The organism is Nonomuraea rubra, assembly GCF_014207985.1.
GTDB lineage: Bacteria > Actinomycetota > Actinomycetes > Streptosporangiales > Streptosporangiaceae > Nonomuraea > Nonomuraea rubra.
In genome coordinates this window covers 1,732,614-1,747,740 of record NZ_JACHMI010000001.1, presented here as the reverse complement: position 1 = coordinate 1,747,740, position 15,127 = coordinate 1,732,614, and the positions used below count along the sequence as shown (strand labels likewise).

Annotated in this window: 15 protein-coding genes; 5 read left to right on the top strand and 10 right to left on the bottom strand. The window is 71.7% G+C overall.

Translation table 11 applies throughout. From position 1 onward, the window contains the following. The first annotated feature begins 14 nt into the window (after window positions 1-14). Window positions 15-182: a hypothetical protein gene (locus tag HD593_RS08195; protein WP_185101589.1), complete on the top strand. Its 168-nt coding sequence runs from the start codon at window positions 15-17 to the stop codon at window positions 180-182. Here HD593_RS08195 and HD593_RS08190 read toward each other — a convergent pair. Continuing rightward, window positions 158-1,717 (bottom strand): ABC transporter substrate-binding protein, encoded by a 1,560-nt coding sequence (locus tag HD593_RS08190; RefSeq protein WP_185101588.1) that lies wholly within the window; start codon window positions 1,715-1,717, stop codon window positions 158-160. The two genes, HD593_RS08195 and HD593_RS08190, sit on opposite strands and share 25 nt — an antisense overlap. Window positions 1,718-1,892: 175 nt before the next feature. Here HD593_RS08190 and HD593_RS08185 point away from each other — a divergent pair, with 175 nt between their 5' ends. Beyond that, a complete protein-coding gene (locus tag HD593_RS08185) occupies window positions 1,893-3,794 on the top strand; it encodes a sensor histidine kinase (RefSeq protein WP_246546387.1) in 1,902 nt (633 codons plus the stop codon). Further along, complete coding sequence (locus tag HD593_RS08180) at window positions 3,787-4,143, top strand: DUF742 domain-containing protein (RefSeq protein ID WP_043630385.1); 357 nt, start codon at window positions 3,787-3,789, stop codon at window positions 4,141-4,143. The genes HD593_RS08185 and HD593_RS08180 overlap by 8 nt, the downstream gene beginning before the upstream one ends. Here the strand turns inward: HD593_RS08180 and HD593_RS08175 are convergent. Beyond that, window positions 4,121-5,515, bottom strand: coding sequence for an MFS transporter (locus tag HD593_RS08175; RefSeq protein ID WP_185101587.1), 1,395 nt, complete (start codon window positions 5,513-5,515; stop codon window positions 4,121-4,123). The genes HD593_RS08180 and HD593_RS08175 overlap by 23 nt on opposite strands. A gap of 73 nt (window positions 5,516-5,588) precedes the next feature. Here HD593_RS08175 and HD593_RS08170 point away from each other — a divergent pair, with 73 nt between their 5' ends. Then, window positions 5,589-6,071: a MarR family winged helix-turn-helix transcriptional regulator gene (locus HD593_RS08170; protein WP_185101586.1), complete on the top strand. Its 483-nt coding sequence runs from the start codon at window positions 5,589-5,591 to the stop codon at window positions 6,069-6,071. Here the strand turns inward: HD593_RS08170 and HD593_RS08165 are convergent. Genes HD593_RS08165 through HD593_RS08135 form a run of 7 tightly spaced genes read right to left on the bottom strand, consistent with a single transcriptional unit; the run spans window position 6,038 to window position 13,953 of the window. Continuing rightward, window positions 6,038-6,913, bottom strand: a complete 876-nt coding sequence (locus HD593_RS08165; RefSeq protein WP_185101585.1) for an ABC transporter ATP-binding protein — start codon at window positions 6,911-6,913, stop codon at window positions 6,038-6,040. The two genes, HD593_RS08170 and HD593_RS08165, sit on opposite strands and share 34 nt — an antisense overlap. Continuing rightward, a complete protein-coding gene (locus tag HD593_RS08160; protein WP_221524652.1) occupies window positions 6,910-7,668 on the bottom strand; it encodes an ATP-binding cassette domain-containing protein in 759 nt (252 codons plus the stop codon). The genes HD593_RS08165 and HD593_RS08160 overlap by 4 nt, the downstream gene beginning before the upstream one ends. Next, the gene (locus tag HD593_RS08155) at window positions 7,665-8,570 is read right to left on the bottom strand and encodes an ABC transporter permease (protein ID WP_185101584.1); all 906 of its coding nucleotides are present in this window, start codon (window positions 8,568-8,570) and stop codon (window positions 7,665-7,667) included. The genes HD593_RS08160 and HD593_RS08155 overlap by 4 nt, the downstream gene beginning before the upstream one ends. Beyond that, window positions 8,567-9,583, bottom strand: a complete 1,017-nt coding sequence (locus HD593_RS08150) for an ABC transporter permease (RefSeq protein WP_185101583.1) — start codon at window positions 9,581-9,583, stop codon at window positions 8,567-8,569. The genes HD593_RS08155 and HD593_RS08150 overlap by 4 nt, the downstream gene beginning before the upstream one ends. Window positions 9,584-9,586: 3 nt before the next feature. Then, the gene (locus HD593_RS08145; protein WP_185101582.1) at window positions 9,587-11,203 is read right to left on the bottom strand and encodes an ABC transporter substrate-binding protein; all 1,617 of its coding nucleotides are present in this window, start codon (window positions 11,201-11,203) and stop codon (window positions 9,587-9,589) included. Between the two features lie 22 nt (window positions 11,204-11,225). Then, window positions 11,226-12,905 (bottom strand): hydantoinase/oxoprolinase N-terminal domain-containing protein, encoded by a 1,680-nt coding sequence (locus tag HD593_RS08140; protein WP_185101581.1) that lies wholly within the window; start codon window positions 12,903-12,905, stop codon window positions 11,226-11,228. Next, entirely contained in the window at window positions 12,898-13,953 is a 1,056-nt protein-coding gene (locus HD593_RS08135) for a DUF917 domain-containing protein (protein ID WP_185101580.1), read from the bottom strand. The genes HD593_RS08140 and HD593_RS08135 overlap by 8 nt, the downstream gene beginning before the upstream one ends. Window positions 13,954-14,056: 103 nt before the next feature. Between HD593_RS08135 and HD593_RS08130 the strand changes: the two genes are divergently transcribed. Further along, complete coding sequence (locus HD593_RS08130) at window positions 14,057-14,491, top strand: RpiB/LacA/LacB family sugar-phosphate isomerase (RefSeq protein WP_185101579.1); 435 nt, start codon at window positions 14,057-14,059, stop codon at window positions 14,489-14,491. 66 nt (window positions 14,492-14,557) lie between these two features. Here the strand turns inward: HD593_RS08130 and HD593_RS08125 are convergent, their stop codons facing one another. Next, window positions 14,558-15,115, bottom strand: coding sequence for a TetR/AcrR family transcriptional regulator (locus tag HD593_RS08125; RefSeq protein ID WP_185101578.1), 558 nt, complete (start codon window positions 15,113-15,115; stop codon window positions 14,558-14,560). Window positions 15,116-15,127: the final 12 nt, after the last annotated feature.

Genomic DNA, 15,127 nt, shown 5'->3' with positions numbered 1-15,127 from the left:
CTAGCCTAGGCAACATGCGCTGGTGGAAGATGCTCGGATTGGCCGGAATCATGGGTGTGGCGGCCACGGGAGTGGTGATCGCGCGGGCGGAGCGGCGGCGCCGCGCGTACACGCCCGAGGAGATCAGGGCGCGGCTGCGCGAACGGGTGGCGGACGATCAGCCCGAGGGCCGCAGGTCGTAGCCGAAGACCACGTCCGGGTAGGCGGGGTTGTCCTCGTAGCCCTGGATGCCGCCCAGGTAGGCCCGCCGCGCCTTGACCACCCAGGGCAGCGCGGCGGCCGCCCGCTGGTCCAGCACGCGCGTCGTGGCCTGCTCGTACGCCCGCTGCGCCGCCGGCTTGTCGGTCACCGTCAGCTCCGGCACCGTGCCGAGCAGCGCGTCGAGGGTCCGGTCGTTGAGGTAGGACAGGTTGAACACGGGCGGGTTCGCGCTGTGGAAGACCTGGCCGAAGTAGGAGTAGCCGTCGGCGTAGTCGGGCCACCAGTACATGACGAAGATGTCCTGGCCGCGCTTCTTGCCCAGCTCCCACTGGGCGTTCCAGTGCATGCCCCGGGCTTCGAGGGTGACGTTCAGCTTGCGCAGCGTGGCCCGTAGCCGCCGGGCGAGCACCTGCTCGTCGGCCTCGCCCTCGCCGTAGGTCAGCCGCAGGCGCAGCGGCCGGCCGCCGGGGCCGTAGCCGGCCTGCTGGAGCAGCCGGGTGGCGCCGGCGAGGTCCTGCTCGGGGATCCGGCCGGGCACGTGGCCGAGCAGCCCTTCCGGCACGACGCCGCTGGCCGGCATCACCGAGCCCTTGAGCGCCTTGACCAGGCCCTGGTAGTCGACGGCCTTCTGGACGGCCTTGCGGATCCTGATGTCCTTCATCGGCCCGGAGGCCGTGTTGAACAACATCATGGCCGTCGTGAACGACGGCCGGTCGGAGGTGCGCAGCCCGGGCGCGGCGGAGGCGCGGGCGAACAGCCGCGGGTCGAGCCGGTCGACGAAGCTGGCCTCGCCGCTCTGCAACATCCGGTACGCCCGCTCGGTGTCGGGCACGACCTTGTACTTGATCGTGTTGTAGTGCGGGCGCCGCCAGCCGCCCCAGTACCCGTCGTACGCCGAGAGCGTGAGCTCGTCCTCCTTGCCCTGGTTCCACTTCGTCACCGTGTACGGGCCGGACCCGGCGTCCCTGCCCTGCCGGAAGAAGGCGGCCAGGTCGGGGGCGGCCTTGGTGTCGTAGATGTAGGCCGCGTACCCGGCGGAGGCCACCAGGTCCAGCGGCACGGGGTACTTCAGCGCGAACGTCACCGTGAGCGGCCCCTCGACCCTGATGGAGGAGACGGCGTCCCAGATGTAGGAGGCGCCGGTCTTGGCCCTCATCGTGCGCTCGATGGACGCCTTGACCGCCTCGGCGTCCAGCGGCCTGCCGGTGTGGAAGGTGACGCCGGAGCGCAGGGAGAAGGTCCAGGTACGGCCGTCGGCGGAGGAGCGCCAGGACGTGGCCAGGCGGGGGGCGGACTTCTTGGTGACGGGGTTCCAGAGCGTGAGGGTCTCGTAGACGTTCTGGAAGGCGATGATCTCGTTGGAGTAGGAGCGGCTGGGGTCCCACTCGGTGACGATGTCGGTGTTCTTGACGTAGACGAAGGGTGACTCCCCCGCCGGCGCCCGCTGCGGCTCTTGGGGGGTCGAGCAGGCCGCCAGGAGGACGAGCGCGGCGGCCGCTACGAGTCGACGGCGCAACGCAGGCTCCCTCTGTGGCCGATGTGATTCCCGGGAAACCTACTCCAAGATCCCGTAGAGGCGTGACACGTGTCCAAAAGTCCCGAAAAATTGGGCATTCAGGTGATCGAATTGCTATTCTCGGGGCTTGTCCCGTCCGGGGTTGCCAGCTTGGGACCGACCGGAGTGAGGTGCCATGGGTCGTAGCCGAACGATCCGCATGAAGATCATCGGACTACTACTGGTGCCGCTGACCTCCATGGTGGTGTTGTGGGGGGTCATCACCGCCGTCACCGCCGGTGAGAGCCTGGAGCTGCGTCAATACAAGACGGTCTGGACGAACCTCCGCCTGCCCGCGTACAAACTGATCAGCGAGATCCAACGCGAACGTCTCAGCTCGGCCCAGCTCCTGCGTAACGTGGCGGACGAATCCACCGTCGCCGCGCAGCGCACCAGGACCGACGCCGCCCGCGACTCCTTCACCCAGCTCTCCAGCACCTCCAAGGACAGATCGGAAGAGATCCGCACACAGGTGGACGCGGTGTACACGCAACTCGACAGGCTCGACTCGGTCCGTGGGGAGATCGACGCGGGCCTGTCGGACCGTCTGCACAGCGTGGAGGCGTACAACGCGATCGTCGACTCCCTGTACGGCCTGCACCGCAAGGTCGCGCTGATCGACGACATCCCGATCTACGAGCAGTCGCGCGTGGTCATCGACATGGGCTACGCCAGGGAGCTGCTGAGCAGGGAGCAGGCCATCGGCCTCGGCCCGGTCAACGCGGCCGAGCGCAGGCTGTTCACCCAGATCGCGGGCAACCGGCGCTTCCTCATCGACCAGGGGCTCGCGGAGCTCGACCCGGCGCTGCGCGACCCCCAGGTCGCCCTCATCAGCTCTCCCGCCTACCAGCGGATGCGGATGATGGAGGACCAGATCATCGCCGGGGGCACGCCGCAGGGCTGGCTGAGTACCACCGAGGGGCTGGCCAAGTCGTTCAACGAGGCCCAGCTGAAGGCCAGCACGCTGCTGAACGAGCGGGCCGAACCGGTGGCCGACGAGGTGCTGTCGCGGGCGTTCCTGCTGGCGGGCACGGCGCTCGCGCTGGTGATCGTGTCGATCGCGTTCTCCCTGCGCATGGGCGACCGCCTGTCGAAGGAGCTCGGCGCGCTGCGGCTGGCGGCGCTGGAGGTGTCGCAGGAGCGGCTGCCGCACGTGGTCGCCAAGCTGCGTAGGGGCGAGAAGGTCGAGATGCCCGAGCTGTCCCTGGCCAGCACCACGGTCGAGATCGACGACGTGGGCCAGGCGTTCTCCACCGTGCAGCAGACGGCGGTGGAGGCCGCGGTCGGCCAGGCGCAGCTCAGCGAGGGTGTGGGGCACGTCTTCCGCAACCTGGCCAGGCGCAGCCAGACGCTGCTGCACCGCCAGCGCATCCAGCTCGCCGACATGCAGCACCGGGCCACCGACCCCGAGCAGCTCGACGACCTGTTCAAACTGGACCACCTGACGACGCGCATGCGCCGCCACGCGGAAGGCCTGATCATCCTGTCGGGCGCCACGCCGGGACGCGGCTGGAGCCGGCCGGTGCCGCTGCTGGACGTGGCCCGCGGCGCCGCCGCCGAGGTGGAGGACTACCAGCGCGTCGTCGTCGAGCCGATGTCCGGCCAGCGCCTGGCCGGCGCCGTGGTCGGCGACGTGATCCACCTCATCGCCGAGCTGATAGAGAACGCCACCGTCTACTCCCCCGCGCACACCTCGGTCATCGTGCGCGGTGAGGGGACGGCCCGGGGCTTCGCCTTCGAGGTCGAGGACCGGGGATTCGGGATGGAACCAGAAGAGCTGGCCGACTACAACGAGCGGCTGGCCAGCCCGCCGGAGTTCGACCTGGCCGACAGTGACCGGCTCGGCCTCTTCGTCGTCTCCCGCCTGGCCGCCAGGCACGACATCCGCGTGACGTTGCGCGGTTCACCATATGGAGGGACCACCGCGATCGTGTTGATCCCGGAAGAGCACGTGGCAGAGCCGGAGCCAGAAGCCCCGGCGATCGCCGTGCAGAAGGAGCCCGCCGCTCGCCCCATGCGGGTGGTGCGAAGTGACTGAAGAGCGCTGGCTGGACGAGGACGCCGGTCCGATCGTCCCCGCCTACCTGCTGACCAGGGGCCGCACGGTGCCCGCGAGCGAGGCCATCGACCTCATCGCGGTCATCATCACCGCCGGCGGCCTCACGCCGCCCCGCGGCCTCGACCCCGAACACCTCATCATCCTGCAGAAGTGCACCCAGCCCACGCGGCTGGTGGACGTGGCGGCCGAGCTGAACCTGCCCATCGGCGTGGTCCGGGTGCTGGTCGGCGACCTGCACGCCCAGCAACTCGTGCAGGTCGAGCTGCCGCCGCCGGCCCCGGACGCCAAGGTGCTGCTGGAAGTGATCAGTGGCCTGAAGGCGCTGTGACCGGCCTGCGGTTGAGATAGCCGTACCCGGCCGCGAACAGCGCGGCCACGACGCCCGCTCCGGCGGCTGCCCCGAAGACCCAGGGGTAGCCGCCGCCCGCGGCGAGCACGGCGGCGATCGCGGCGCCGGCCACGCTGCCGCCCACGATGCGCACCAGCGCGTTCACCCCCGCCGCCACGGCGGTCCTCTCCGGAGCCACGTGCTCCACGGCCATGGTGCCCAGCGCCGCGTAGCCGACGCCGAGGCCCACGCCCATCAGCGAGGACGCCACGTACAGGTGCGCCGGGGCCGTGTGCTGGATCACCAGCCAGAGCCCGGCCAGCGCGGTGACGCCCGAGCCGATCGCCACCATGGCGGCCGCCGGGAGCCTGCGCATGATCCGGCCCGCGAACAGCGAGATCACCAGCATGAAGAGCGTGCTCGGCAGCAGGTAGACGCCGACCTGGAGGGTGGTGGCCGCGAGCCCGCCCGCCGCCTCGGACGCCTGGGCGAAGCCGGACATGCCGGTCAGCAGGGTGAAGAACGAGAACCCGAGCAGGAACGAGGACACCGTCGCGCCGACCGTTCCCCTGTGCACCAGCATCGCCATCTCCACCAGCGGCTCGGCCACCCTGCGCTCGACCAGCACCCAGACGACCGCCAGCACGACCGCGGCGCCGAAGAGCCCGAGCACGCCCGGCGAGGTCCAGCCCCATGAGCCGCCCTCGCTGACGGCCAGCAGCAGCGCGACCAGCCACGCGGTCAGCAGCGCCGCGCCGAGCAGGTCGGGGCGGCCCTTGACCGGCGGGGCCGAGTCACGCACGAGGAAGGCCACGACGATGCCCGCCACCAGCGAGATGCCGCCGGTGATCCAGAAGACCAGGTGGTAGTCGCCGGAGGCGAGCCCGGCCAGGATCATCCCGCCTCCGCTGCCGAACCCCATGGTCGCGCTCAGCACCCCGATGCCGGTGGCGAGCTGCTGCCTGGGCAGGGAGTCGCGGACCACCCCGATCGACAGCGGCACCAGCGCGGAGACGAAGCCCTGCAGCACCCGCGCCACGATCAGCCAGGTGAGCGAGGTCGCCAGCGCGGCCATGACCGAGCCGATCACCAGGAGCGTCAGGGCGGCGAGGATCATGCGGCGCCTGCCGTACATGTCGCCGAAGCGCGACAACAACGGCGTGGACACCGCGCCCACCAGCAGGCTCAGCGTGAGTGTCCAGCTCACGGCGCTCAACGAGGTGTTCAGCTCCCGTTGCAGCACGGGAAGCAGCGGAACCACCGCGGTGTTCTGCAGAGCGGCGATGGAGGCGGCGAAGGCCAGTGAGATCACCGCGGGCCAAGGGTTCCGGCTGGTCGTTGCCCGCGACGCGGGCACGACGACTGTCGCCATGTCGGCTCCTTTAGATAACTTGGGTAAGTAACCGAGAACCGATAATACATACGTAAGTTAGGTAATCAAGCGGATGGACGAGAATCTGCACCGAACGGTCGACTCCTATCGCCGGCTCGCGACCTCACTCAACCGTGCCAAGACGCACGAGCGGCTGACCCAGGCCGCGGGCATCCGCCTGGACCGGCCGGACGTCCAGATCCTCGTCGACCTGCTGGACGCGGACGAGCCGCGCAGGATCGGGAAGATCGCCGAGAGCCTTCAGGTGGAGAGCCCGCACGTGACGCGGCACGTGGCCGCGCTGGAGCGGCGCGGGCTGGTCGAGCGGGTACGCGACCCCGACGACGGGCGGGCCTGGCGCATCGCGCTCACCGAGGACGGCGGCCGGGCGGCGCTCGCCTGCCGCCGGGCCGCCTCCCAGTGGTTCGAGGCCGTGCTGGCCGACTGGCCCGAGCAGGAGCGGGCGGACCTGGCCCGGCTGATGGAGAAGCTCGCCGACGACATGTGCGGTTACCTGAAGAGTCAGGTGGAGAGCAGCACGTCCTCCGCCCGGTGACAGGCCACCTGGCGGCCTGCCACGTCCCGCGTCGCGGGCGCCCGCTCGCACTCGGGGACGGCTAGCGGGCAGCGCAGCCTGAACGGGCAGCCCGTCGCCGCCGGGACCGCCTCCGTCCTGCCCCTGGCCTGCGGAGGCGGCCCCCCGAGCTTCGGCACGGCGTCGCGCAGCGCCCTGGTGTACGGGTGGGCCGGGTTCGCCAGGAGCTGCGCGGTGGGGCCCGACTCGACCACGCGGCCCGCGAAGAGCACGTGGGAGGTACGGCAGAGCCGCTCCACGACGGCCAGGTTGTGGGTGATGAGCAGGCGCTCGGTCTCCAGCGAGGCCAGCAGGTCGAGGATCCTGGCCTGGACGGTGACGTCGAGCGCGCTGGTGGGCTCGTCGAGGATGAGCAGGCGGGGGCCGACGGCCAGCGCCCTGGCGATCACCACGCGCTGGCGCTGGCCACCCGAGAGCTCGTGCGGGCGGCGGCCGGCCAGCTCGGGATCGAGGCCGACCTGTTCCATCAGCTCGCCGACGCGGGCGCGGGCGGAGCGCGGGAGCGCCTCGGCGATCGAGTGGCCGACGCGCATGCGGGGGTCGAGGGCCTCGGCCTGGAAGACGGGCTGCACGTCCTTCCTGAACGCCCTCAGGTCCGCCTTCTTGAGATCCTGGTCGCCGTACCAGATATTTCCGGACATGGGGCTCAGGAGGCCCAGGAACGCGCGCGCCAGCGTCGTCTTGCCCGAGCCGCTCTCCCCGATCAGGCCCACGCCGCCCTCGGTGATGTCCAGGCTGACCTCGTGCACGACGGGGCGGCGGCCGTACCCGAGCGTCACCCGCTCGGCCCTCAGCGTGGTCACGGCAGCGCCTCCAGCAGCTCTCGGGTGTAGGGGTGGGACGGCTCGGCCAGCACCTCGGCGGCGGGCCCCGACTCCACGACCGCGCCGTCCTTCATGACGAGCACCCGGTCGGCGATCGTCGAGACGAGGGCCAGGTCGTGGGAGACCAGCAGGAGCGCCAGGTCCCGCTCGGCCCGCAGCCGCCGCAGCACGCCGACCACCTCGGCCTGCACGGTCACGTCCAGCGCGCTGGTGGGCTCGTCGGCCAGGACGACCTCGGCGCCCAGGGCGATGGCCAGCGCGATGGCGAAGCGCTGGGCCTGGCCGCCGGAGATCTCGTGGGGGTAGCGGCGCAGGATCTCGCGGTCGAGCACGACCTCCTCCAGGGCCCGCGCCATGGCCTCGTCCGTGGCCTGCCTGCCGTGCAGCTTGAGCGCGCGGCGCATGAGCGTGCCGAGGCGGGTGGCGGGGCTGAGGGCGGCCTGCGGCGACTGCATGACCAGGGCCGCGCGGGCGCCGCGGATCTCGCGCAGCGCCTTCTGGGAGGCGGTGAGCACGTCCACGCCACATACCCGCACTTGTCCCGAAATTTCGGCATTCTCGGTGAGGCCGAGGAGCGAGAGCAGCGTCGTGGACTTGCCCGACCCGCTCTCCCCCACGATCGCCACGCACTCCCCCGCGCCCACGTCCAGCTCGGGCACGTCGGCGACGAGCCGGCCGCCGTACCGCACCTGGAGGTCGCGCACCTCGATCACTTGACCACCCTGCGTGCTCATGGTCGCGGCCGCTTCGGCATCCGTTGGCTCCTTCGTCGCTCTCTCCTGCCGAGCTCCTCCGCTCGGGGATCCAGCGCGTTGCGCAGCCCCTCACCGAGCACGTTGAACGCGAACGCCGTCACCAGGATCGCCAGCCCGGGAAAGGCCACCACCCACCAGTTCGTGGTGAACAGCGTCTGCCCCTGCTGCACCATCAGCCCCCACTCCGCCGTCGGCTCCTGCGCGCCCAGCCCCAGGTACGACAGCGCCGCCGAGGTGAGGATCACCCCGCCCGCGTCCAGCGAGAGCTGCACCAGGACGGGGGTGAGCGAGTTCGGCAGCACGTGCCGCAGGATGATCAGCGGGGCGGGCACGCCGAGGCAGCGGGCGGCGTCCACGTACGGGCGGGTGGCGATCGAGGCCGCCGTGGAGGCGGCCAGCCGGGTGTACCACGGCCACCAGGTCACCGCGATGGCCAGGATCACGGTGTTCACGCTGGGCTGCAGCACGACGGCCAGCGCCAGGGAGAGCAGCAGCGCGGGGAAGGCCAGGAACACGTCCGTGACCCGCATGATCACGTCCCTGAGCCAGCCGCCCGCGTAGCCGGCGACCACGCCCAGCGTCACCCCGACGGCCGCCGAGATGCCCAGCACGGCCACGGCGATGGTCAGCGAGGTGCGCCCGCCGTACAGGATGCGGGTGAGCACGTCGCGCCCGACCTGGTCGGTGCCGAACCAGTGGGCGCCGCTCGGCGGCAGCAGCCGCTCCAGCGGGCGCGGCTCGTCCAGCGGGTACGGCGCCAGCCACGGCGCCAGCAGCGCCGCCAGCACGACGACGGCGAGCAGCACCGCCCCGAACACGGCGAACCGGTCGGGGACGCGGGGCAGGAGGCCGCGGCGCAGCGGTTGCACATCCGTCGTCATCGGGACCTCGTACGGGGATCGACGAAGCCCTGGAGGATGTCCACGACCAGGTTGGCCAGGACGTACACCAGGGCGACCAGCAGGGTGACGCCCGCGATGCCCGGGGTGTCCAGCGAGCGGATCGACTCGGCGGCGTACCGGCCCAGGCCCGGCCAGTTGAAGACGGCCTCGACGAGGAAGCCGTTGACGATCGCGTACGCGAAGACCAGCGCGATCAGCGACAGCACCGGGCCCAGCGCGGGCCGCAGCGCGAACCTGGTCAGGATCGACGTCTCGCCGAACCCGAGCGCCCGCTCCAGCCTGGCGTGGTCCTGGCCCGACTCCTCGATCAGCGCGGCCCTGGTCATCTGGGCGATCACGCCCGTGGGGTAGGCGGCCACGACCAGGGCGGGCAGCACCAGGTGTTCGAGGGTGCTGGTGAAGATGGGCCAGTTGCCGGTGATGAGGGCGTCGACGATGGTGATGTTCGTCCAGAGGGTGAGCGGGCTGGTGGTGTCGAGCGAGGTGTCGTACTCGCCGGCGATCGGGAACCAGCCGAGGTTGCCGGCGAACACCGTCTGCAGCGCCAGGGCCAGCCAGAAGACCGGTACGGAGACGGCCAGCATGCTGCCCAGCCGTACGCCGAAGTCCGGCAGCCGCCTCTTGTGGCGGGCGGCGAGCACCCCGAGCGGGATGCCCAGCGCGATCGCCACCAGCAGCGCCGCCCCGACCAGCTCCAGCGAGGCGGGGAAGGCCAGGTAGAGGTCGTCGCGCACGGGCTGCCTGGTGCGCAGGCTGGTCCCCCAGTCGCCGGTGACCAGGTCGCGCGCGTAGTTCAGCAGCTGCACGGGCAGCGGGTCGTCCAGGCCGAACCGCGCGCGGGCCTCGGCGAGCTGTTCAGGCGTGGCCTTCGGCCCGGCGAACGCGACCGCCGGGTCGCCGGGCACCAGCCGCATGATCGCGAACGTGAGCACGACCACGCCGGCCACGACCAGGAGCGCCTGGCCGAGCCGGCGAGCCAGATAGCGGAGCACGGCCTAGCCGGCGCGCGTGAGCTCGTAGAAGAAGACCACGCTGGGATAGGCCGGGTTGTCCTGGTAGCCCTGGACGTCCGCCGACAGCGCGCGCTGGTAGCGCTGCACGTACGGCACCGCGACCGCCGCCTCCTCCTGGATGATCTGCTGCTGGAGCTTCCTGTACTCCTCCTCGGCCGCCGCCCGGTCCGTGGCCGTCAGCTCGGGCAGCTTGTCGATGGCCGCGTCGATCTCCGCGTTCTTCAGGTACGACAGGTTGAACTGCGGCTTGTCGGCGCTCTTGAACACGTTGAGGAACCAGGAGTAGGCGTCCGGATAGTCGGGGTACCAGTACATGACGAAGAGGTCCTGGCCGCCCTTCTTGCCCAGGTCCCACTGCGCGCTCCAGCTCATGGGCTTGGCCCGCAGCGTCACGTTGAGCTGCTTCAGCGTCGAGCTGAGCAGCGTCACCAGCAGCTTCTGGTCCTCGTCGCCGATGGCGTAGGTCAGGTCGAGCTCCAGCTCCTCCAGGTCGGGGCCGTACCCGGCGTCGGCGAGCAGCTGCTGGGCCCTGGGCAGGTCCTGCTTGGGCTCCATGCCGTCCACGTGGCCGAGCAGGCCCTGCGGCACCAGGCCGCTGGCCTTCACGCCCGAGCCCTCCAGCGCCGCCGCCAGGCCGTCGTAGTCGATCGCGAGCTGCAGCGCCTGCCGCACCTTGACGTCCTTGGTGGGCCCGTCGGCGGTGTTGAACAGCACCAGCAGGTTCTGGAACGACTGCGCCTGCGCGCTCTGCACGCCCGGCGTGGTGCCGGCCTGGGCGAAGAGCTGCGGGTTCAGGCGCCTGACGAAGTTCACCTCGCCCTTCTGCAGCAGCTGCCAGGCGGTGGTGATCTCCGGCGTGACGCGGAAGGTCACCTTCTTGTACTGCTCGGGCTTCCAGCCGCCCCAGTAGTCCTCGTACGCCTTCAGCGCGAGCTCGTTCTCCTCGCCCTTCTTCCACGAGTCGATCGTGTACGGACCGGTGCCGGCGGTGGTCTTGCCGTCGGCGTCCACGGCGTCCACGTCGTAGATCCAGGCGGCGTAGCCGGAGGAGGAGATCAGGTCGAGCGGGGCGGGGTACTTGAGGGTGAACTTGAGCGTGCCCGCGTCCACCGCCTCGATCTCGTCCACCGGGTCCCAGATGTAGGCTGCGCCGCCCTTCTTCTCGATCGTCCGCTCGATCGCCTTCTTGGCGGCCTCGGCGTCCATCGGGTCGCCGGTGTGGAACTTCACGCCCTGCCGCAGCTTGAACGTCCACTCCTTGCCGTCGTCCGAGGAGGTCCACTCGGTCGCCAGGCGCGGCTCGGCCTGCTTGGTCTGGGAGTCGTACCTGGTGAGGCCCTCGTAGATGTTCGCCAGGGCGACGATCTCGTTGGAGTAGGAGGTCGCCGGGTCCCAGTCGGTGACCACGTCGGAGTTCGGCGCGTAGACGAACGTGCTGTCGTTGGCCTGCCCGCCTGTCTGATCTGCCGGACTGCCGCTGCTCGCCTGTGGCCGGGGCGTCCCGCCGGCGCCGCGCACCTGGCCGCCCGCGCACGCGGAGGCGGTCAGGGCGAGGACACCGGCTACCCCGGCGACGAGCAGACGCTTGTGCCAGCGCATGGTGGGGGGTCCTTTCGATGTGTCACCGGGCGAGGGGTCCGGCTGCTTTGACGTGCACCCGCACGGCGGGCTCCGAGAGATAGCTCAGCGGCACCTCGAGGAGGTCCACGATCTCGACTCCGGCGGGGTCGGCCCCCGCCGCCACGGCTCGCGCCCGCGCCTCCTCCTTGGCGCTCTCGATCGCCGCCGCCCGGCTGTCTCCCGCTGGCAAGATCGTATCGACTCTGCCGCTCGCGAGGGCGATGGCGGCGCCCACGGCGTTGGCCACCTCGGCGTGCTCGGGCCTGATCACGCGGCTCACCCCGGGGATGTGATCGGGCAGCAGGAACGCCCCGCCCCCCACCGCCACCAGGGGCCGGTCAGTCCTGCCGAGCGTCATCCGGTCCACGGCGTCGATCACCATCCGGTCGGCCCGGGTAACCGCGCTTTCCAGAATGTCTGCGTTTTCTTCCGACATGTCACCCTGCCTGCCTCCCTGGAGGCGGTCGCGCCAGTCCTCGGCGCCCGGCGGGATGCGGCCCGCCGCGACGGCCGCGTCCGTCATCGTCGCCGTCGCCCCGCCGAACACCAGCGCCTCGCGCACGATCCGGTAGCCGACCGAGTCGGGGCCGAGGCCGTGCGGGCGCACGACGGTGCCGCCGCCGAGGGCGATGGCCAGGATGTCGGGCATGCGGAAGTTCGTCAGCACCCCGCCGATCTCCACCGCCGCCGCCGACTCCCGGGGGAAGCCGCCTGCCAGCACCCCGAGGTCCGTGGACGTGCCGCCCACGTCCACCACGACCGCGTCGGCCACTCCCGACAGGTACGCGGCTCCGCGCAGGGAGTTCGCCGGGCCCGAGCCGATCGTGGAGACGGGCAGCCGGGCGGCGTGCTCCAGCGTCATGAGCGTGCCGTCGTTCTGCGCCAGGTACGGCCGCGCCCCCTGCCCCCGCGCGCCCTGCGCCCCCTGCCCTCGCGCGCCCTGCGCCCCCTGCCCTCGCGCGCCCTGCGCCCCCTGGCCCTGCTCACGTCGGCCCTGCTCACGTCGGCCCCGCTCTCCCAGGCCGCGCTCGGCCAGTGCCGTGACCAGGGCGTCGGTGACGTGGGCCGCGACGCCGTAGAGCGCGGCGTTCAGCACGGTCGCGTTCTCGCGCTCCAGCAGGCCCAGCGAGCCGATCTCGCTGCTCACCGAGACCGGCAGGCCGTACTCGGCCCTGACCAGCTCCTCGACCCGCCGCTCGTGCCCGTCGTCCGCGGGGCTGAACACGCTGGTGACGGCCACGGCGTCGGCGCGCACGCCGTCCAGGAAGCGGCGGACGGCGTCCAGGTCGAGCGGGCTGATCTCGCGCCCGTCCACGTAGTGGCCGCCGGGCACGATGGCCTCGCCCGCGGAGACGGCCTTGCGCAGGTCGTCAGGCCAGTCGGAGAGCGGGGGCACGGCGGTGGTGGCGGGCGCGCCCAGCCGTACCACGGCCACCCGGCCGAGGCCGCGCCGCTCCAGGATGGCGTTCGTGGCGTGCGTGGTGCCGAGCATGACGCGGGTGACGTGCTCGCGGCCGTTGCCTAGCTCAGCGAGCACGGCGTCGAGTGCCGCCCGCAGGCCCTCGGTCACCTCGGGGGTGGTCGGCCGCTTGGCCTTGGCGATCACCCGGCCGTCGGCGTCCAGCACGACCGCGTCGGTGTTCGTGCCGCCGACGTCGATCCCGATGCGCAGGTCAGCCATGCGACAGCTCCTCCACGGGCACGTAGCCCAGGTCGTAGCCGAACGCCCGCGGCCCGGCCGTCTCCAAACCCTTCGGGGTGCGCCAGAGCGGGTCGCAGGGCCAGGCGAGGACCGTGACGCGCTGGCCGTACCGCAGGGCCTCGGTCTGGATGGCGGCGGCGGTCTCGGTGTCCACGACCGTGATGAGGTCGGGCACCATGGCGCGGATCCGGCCGCCCTCGTCCGCGACCAGGTTCTCGTTCTGCAGCTCCAGGGTCAGGCGGCGGCCGCGGTCGTCGCCGGTGCCCTCGATCGTGGCCGTGCCCCTGACGAAGCCGCCCGTGGTGCGCCGCGCCACGTCGGTCAGCTTGCCGGTGATGAGCCTGGTGGCGCCGAGGCGGTCACGCAGGGCGGCCAGCGGGTCCGCCGCGCCCTCGGTGGCCCGGCCGATCTCCAGGGCGCGGGTGACCGTACCCTCGATGACCGCGCCCCTGGCCCGGTCGGCGGTCAGCAGGTAGTCGGACATCAGCGCGTGCGAGCCCGCCGCCACGCAGACGGCCCGCGCGATGCGCTCGGACCACAGCCCGTCGACCGGGCGGATCGTCACCACGTTGCCCGCCACGTCGGACATGATCACGAGGTCGGCCGGGATCCCCGCCACGTACATCGAGACCATCTGGACCTCGGGGAAGGCCCGGCCCATGCCGTCGGCGTCGAGCAGCGGCACCCCGAGCTGGGCGGCCCAGGCGACGGGCGCGACGCCGTTGGCGCCCCCGATCTCCGAGGACATGATCGCGCTCGGCGGGCGGCCGAAGATGCGCTCGGCCTCCTCGGCGATGCGCTTCGGCTCGTCCTCGCCGTGGATCATCTCGTGGCTGACGGTCGGCGCGCCGATGCCGGACAGCGGCAGGATCAGCGCGTCGCCCGGCAGGTCGTCGAGTTTCAGCAGGGGTACGGGGCCGTACTCGCGGATGGCTCTGATCGCGGCCAGCGATCCCGTACGCACGTCTCCCCCGCCGCCGGTGCCCAGCACGGCGCAGCCGCGGGCGAGGGCCGGAATGTCGTTCATTTCAAGTCGCATATGTCGCCACAACCAAGCACATAAGGCCTTCTGACGCCAGTCTCACGGCCGCGTGCCACCTCTACCCTGGAAGGTGAAGGAGGAGGGACGCATGCGGATTTCGGTGGCTGCCGACAGCAGGGACGGCGTGGCGGAGCGGGTCGTGTCCGAGCTGCGCCGGCGGGGGCACGAGGTCGTGACCCACGGCGCGCTCGACGACGGCGAGCGCGACGACTGGGCGTGGGCCTGCGAGCTGGCCGCCAGGGACGTCAGCGAGGGCCGCGCCGAGCAGGCGGTCGTCTGCTGCTGGACCGGCACGGGCGCGTCGATCGCCGCGAACAAGGTGCCCGGCGTGCGCGCGGCCCTGTGCGTGGACGCCTACACCGCCGACGGCGCCCGCAAGTGGAACGACGCCAACGTGCTGGCGCTCAGCCTCCGGCTCACCTCGGAGGTGGTGCTGGACGAGATCCTGGACGCCTGGCTGGCGGGGCGCCCGAGCACCGACCCGGCCGACGTGGCGAACGTCGCCCACCTCGACGCCATCTGATCAGCGCCGCGGCACGCGCCGTTCAGGGCCCCGGCACGCGCTGCTCAGGGCCTCGGCACGCGCTGCTCAGGGCCTCAGCACGCGGGCGAGCGTCTCGTCGACGGCGGCCCTGACGGTGGCGGGGTCGTCGAGGTCGAAGCCGACCACGAGGCCGTCCCTGACCAGCAGCAGCACGTCGGCCGTGCGCTCGGGGTCCGGGTGGCCGTCGGCGGCCAGGAGGTCGCGGTAGAGGTCGCGGTTCCAGCGCCGGTGCTCGGCGATGGCCTGGCGGACGGGATGCGCGGGGTCGGGATACTCGGCCGCCGTGTTGACGAACGCGCAGCCCCGGTAGGCGGGGCCGGCGCCGAACTCGCACATGAACGCGAAGACGGCCAGCAGCCGCTCCCGCGGTGATCCCTCGCGCATGCTCTCCGCCAGGCCGCGCTGCCTCGCGCTCTGATCGAGAATGTAGGCCCTGACCAGCTCGTCCTTGCTCGGGAAGTGGTGGTAGAAGGTCGCCTTCGCGACGCCCGCCTCCGCGATGATCCGGTCGACGCCCACCGCGTGGACGCCCTCGCCGTAGAACAGGCGGGCGGCGGTCTCCAGCACCCGGGTCCGCGCCGGGCTCCGCGTTTCTGCGCTCACCTGTTGACGGTA

What these genes read in the sequence shown, in the direction of transcription:
- HD593_RS08195 (WP_185101589.1), top strand. Translation starts at nt 15, where the DNA reads ATGCGCTGGTGGAAGATGCTCGGATTGGCCGGAATCATGGGTGTGGCG.
- HD593_RS08185 (WP_246546387.1), top strand. Translation starts at nt 1,893, where the DNA reads ATGGGTCGTAGCCGAACGATCCGCATGAAGATCATCGGACTACTACTG.
- HD593_RS08175 (WP_185101587.1), bottom strand. Translation starts at nt 5,515, where the DNA reads ATGGCGACAGTCGTCGTGCCCGCGTCGCGGGCAACGACCAGCCGGAAC.
- HD593_RS08170 (WP_185101586.1), top strand. Translation starts at nt 5,589, where the DNA reads ATGGACGAGAATCTGCACCGAACGGTCGACTCCTATCGCCGGCTCGCG.
- HD593_RS08160 (WP_221524652.1), bottom strand. Translation starts at nt 7,668, where the DNA reads ATGAGCACGCAGGGTGGTCAAGTGATCGAGGTGCGCGACCTCCAGGTG.
- HD593_RS08155 (WP_185101584.1), bottom strand. Translation starts at nt 8,570, where the DNA reads ATGACGACGGATGTGCAACCGCTGCGCCGCGGCCTCCTGCCCCGCGTC.
- HD593_RS08145 (WP_185101582.1), bottom strand. Translation starts at nt 11,203, where the DNA reads ATGCGCTGGCACAAGCGTCTGCTCGTCGCCGGGGTAGCCGGTGTCCTC.
- HD593_RS08140 (WP_185101581.1), bottom strand. Translation starts at nt 12,905, where the DNA reads ATGGCTGACCTGCGCATCGGGATCGACGTCGGCGGCACGAACACCGAC.
- HD593_RS08135 (WP_185101580.1), bottom strand. Translation starts at nt 13,953, where the DNA reads ATGAACGACATTCCGGCCCTCGCCCGCGGCTGCGCCGTGCTGGGCACC.
- HD593_RS08130 (WP_185101579.1), top strand. Translation starts at nt 14,057, where the DNA reads ATGCGGATTTCGGTGGCTGCCGACAGCAGGGACGGCGTGGCGGAGCGG.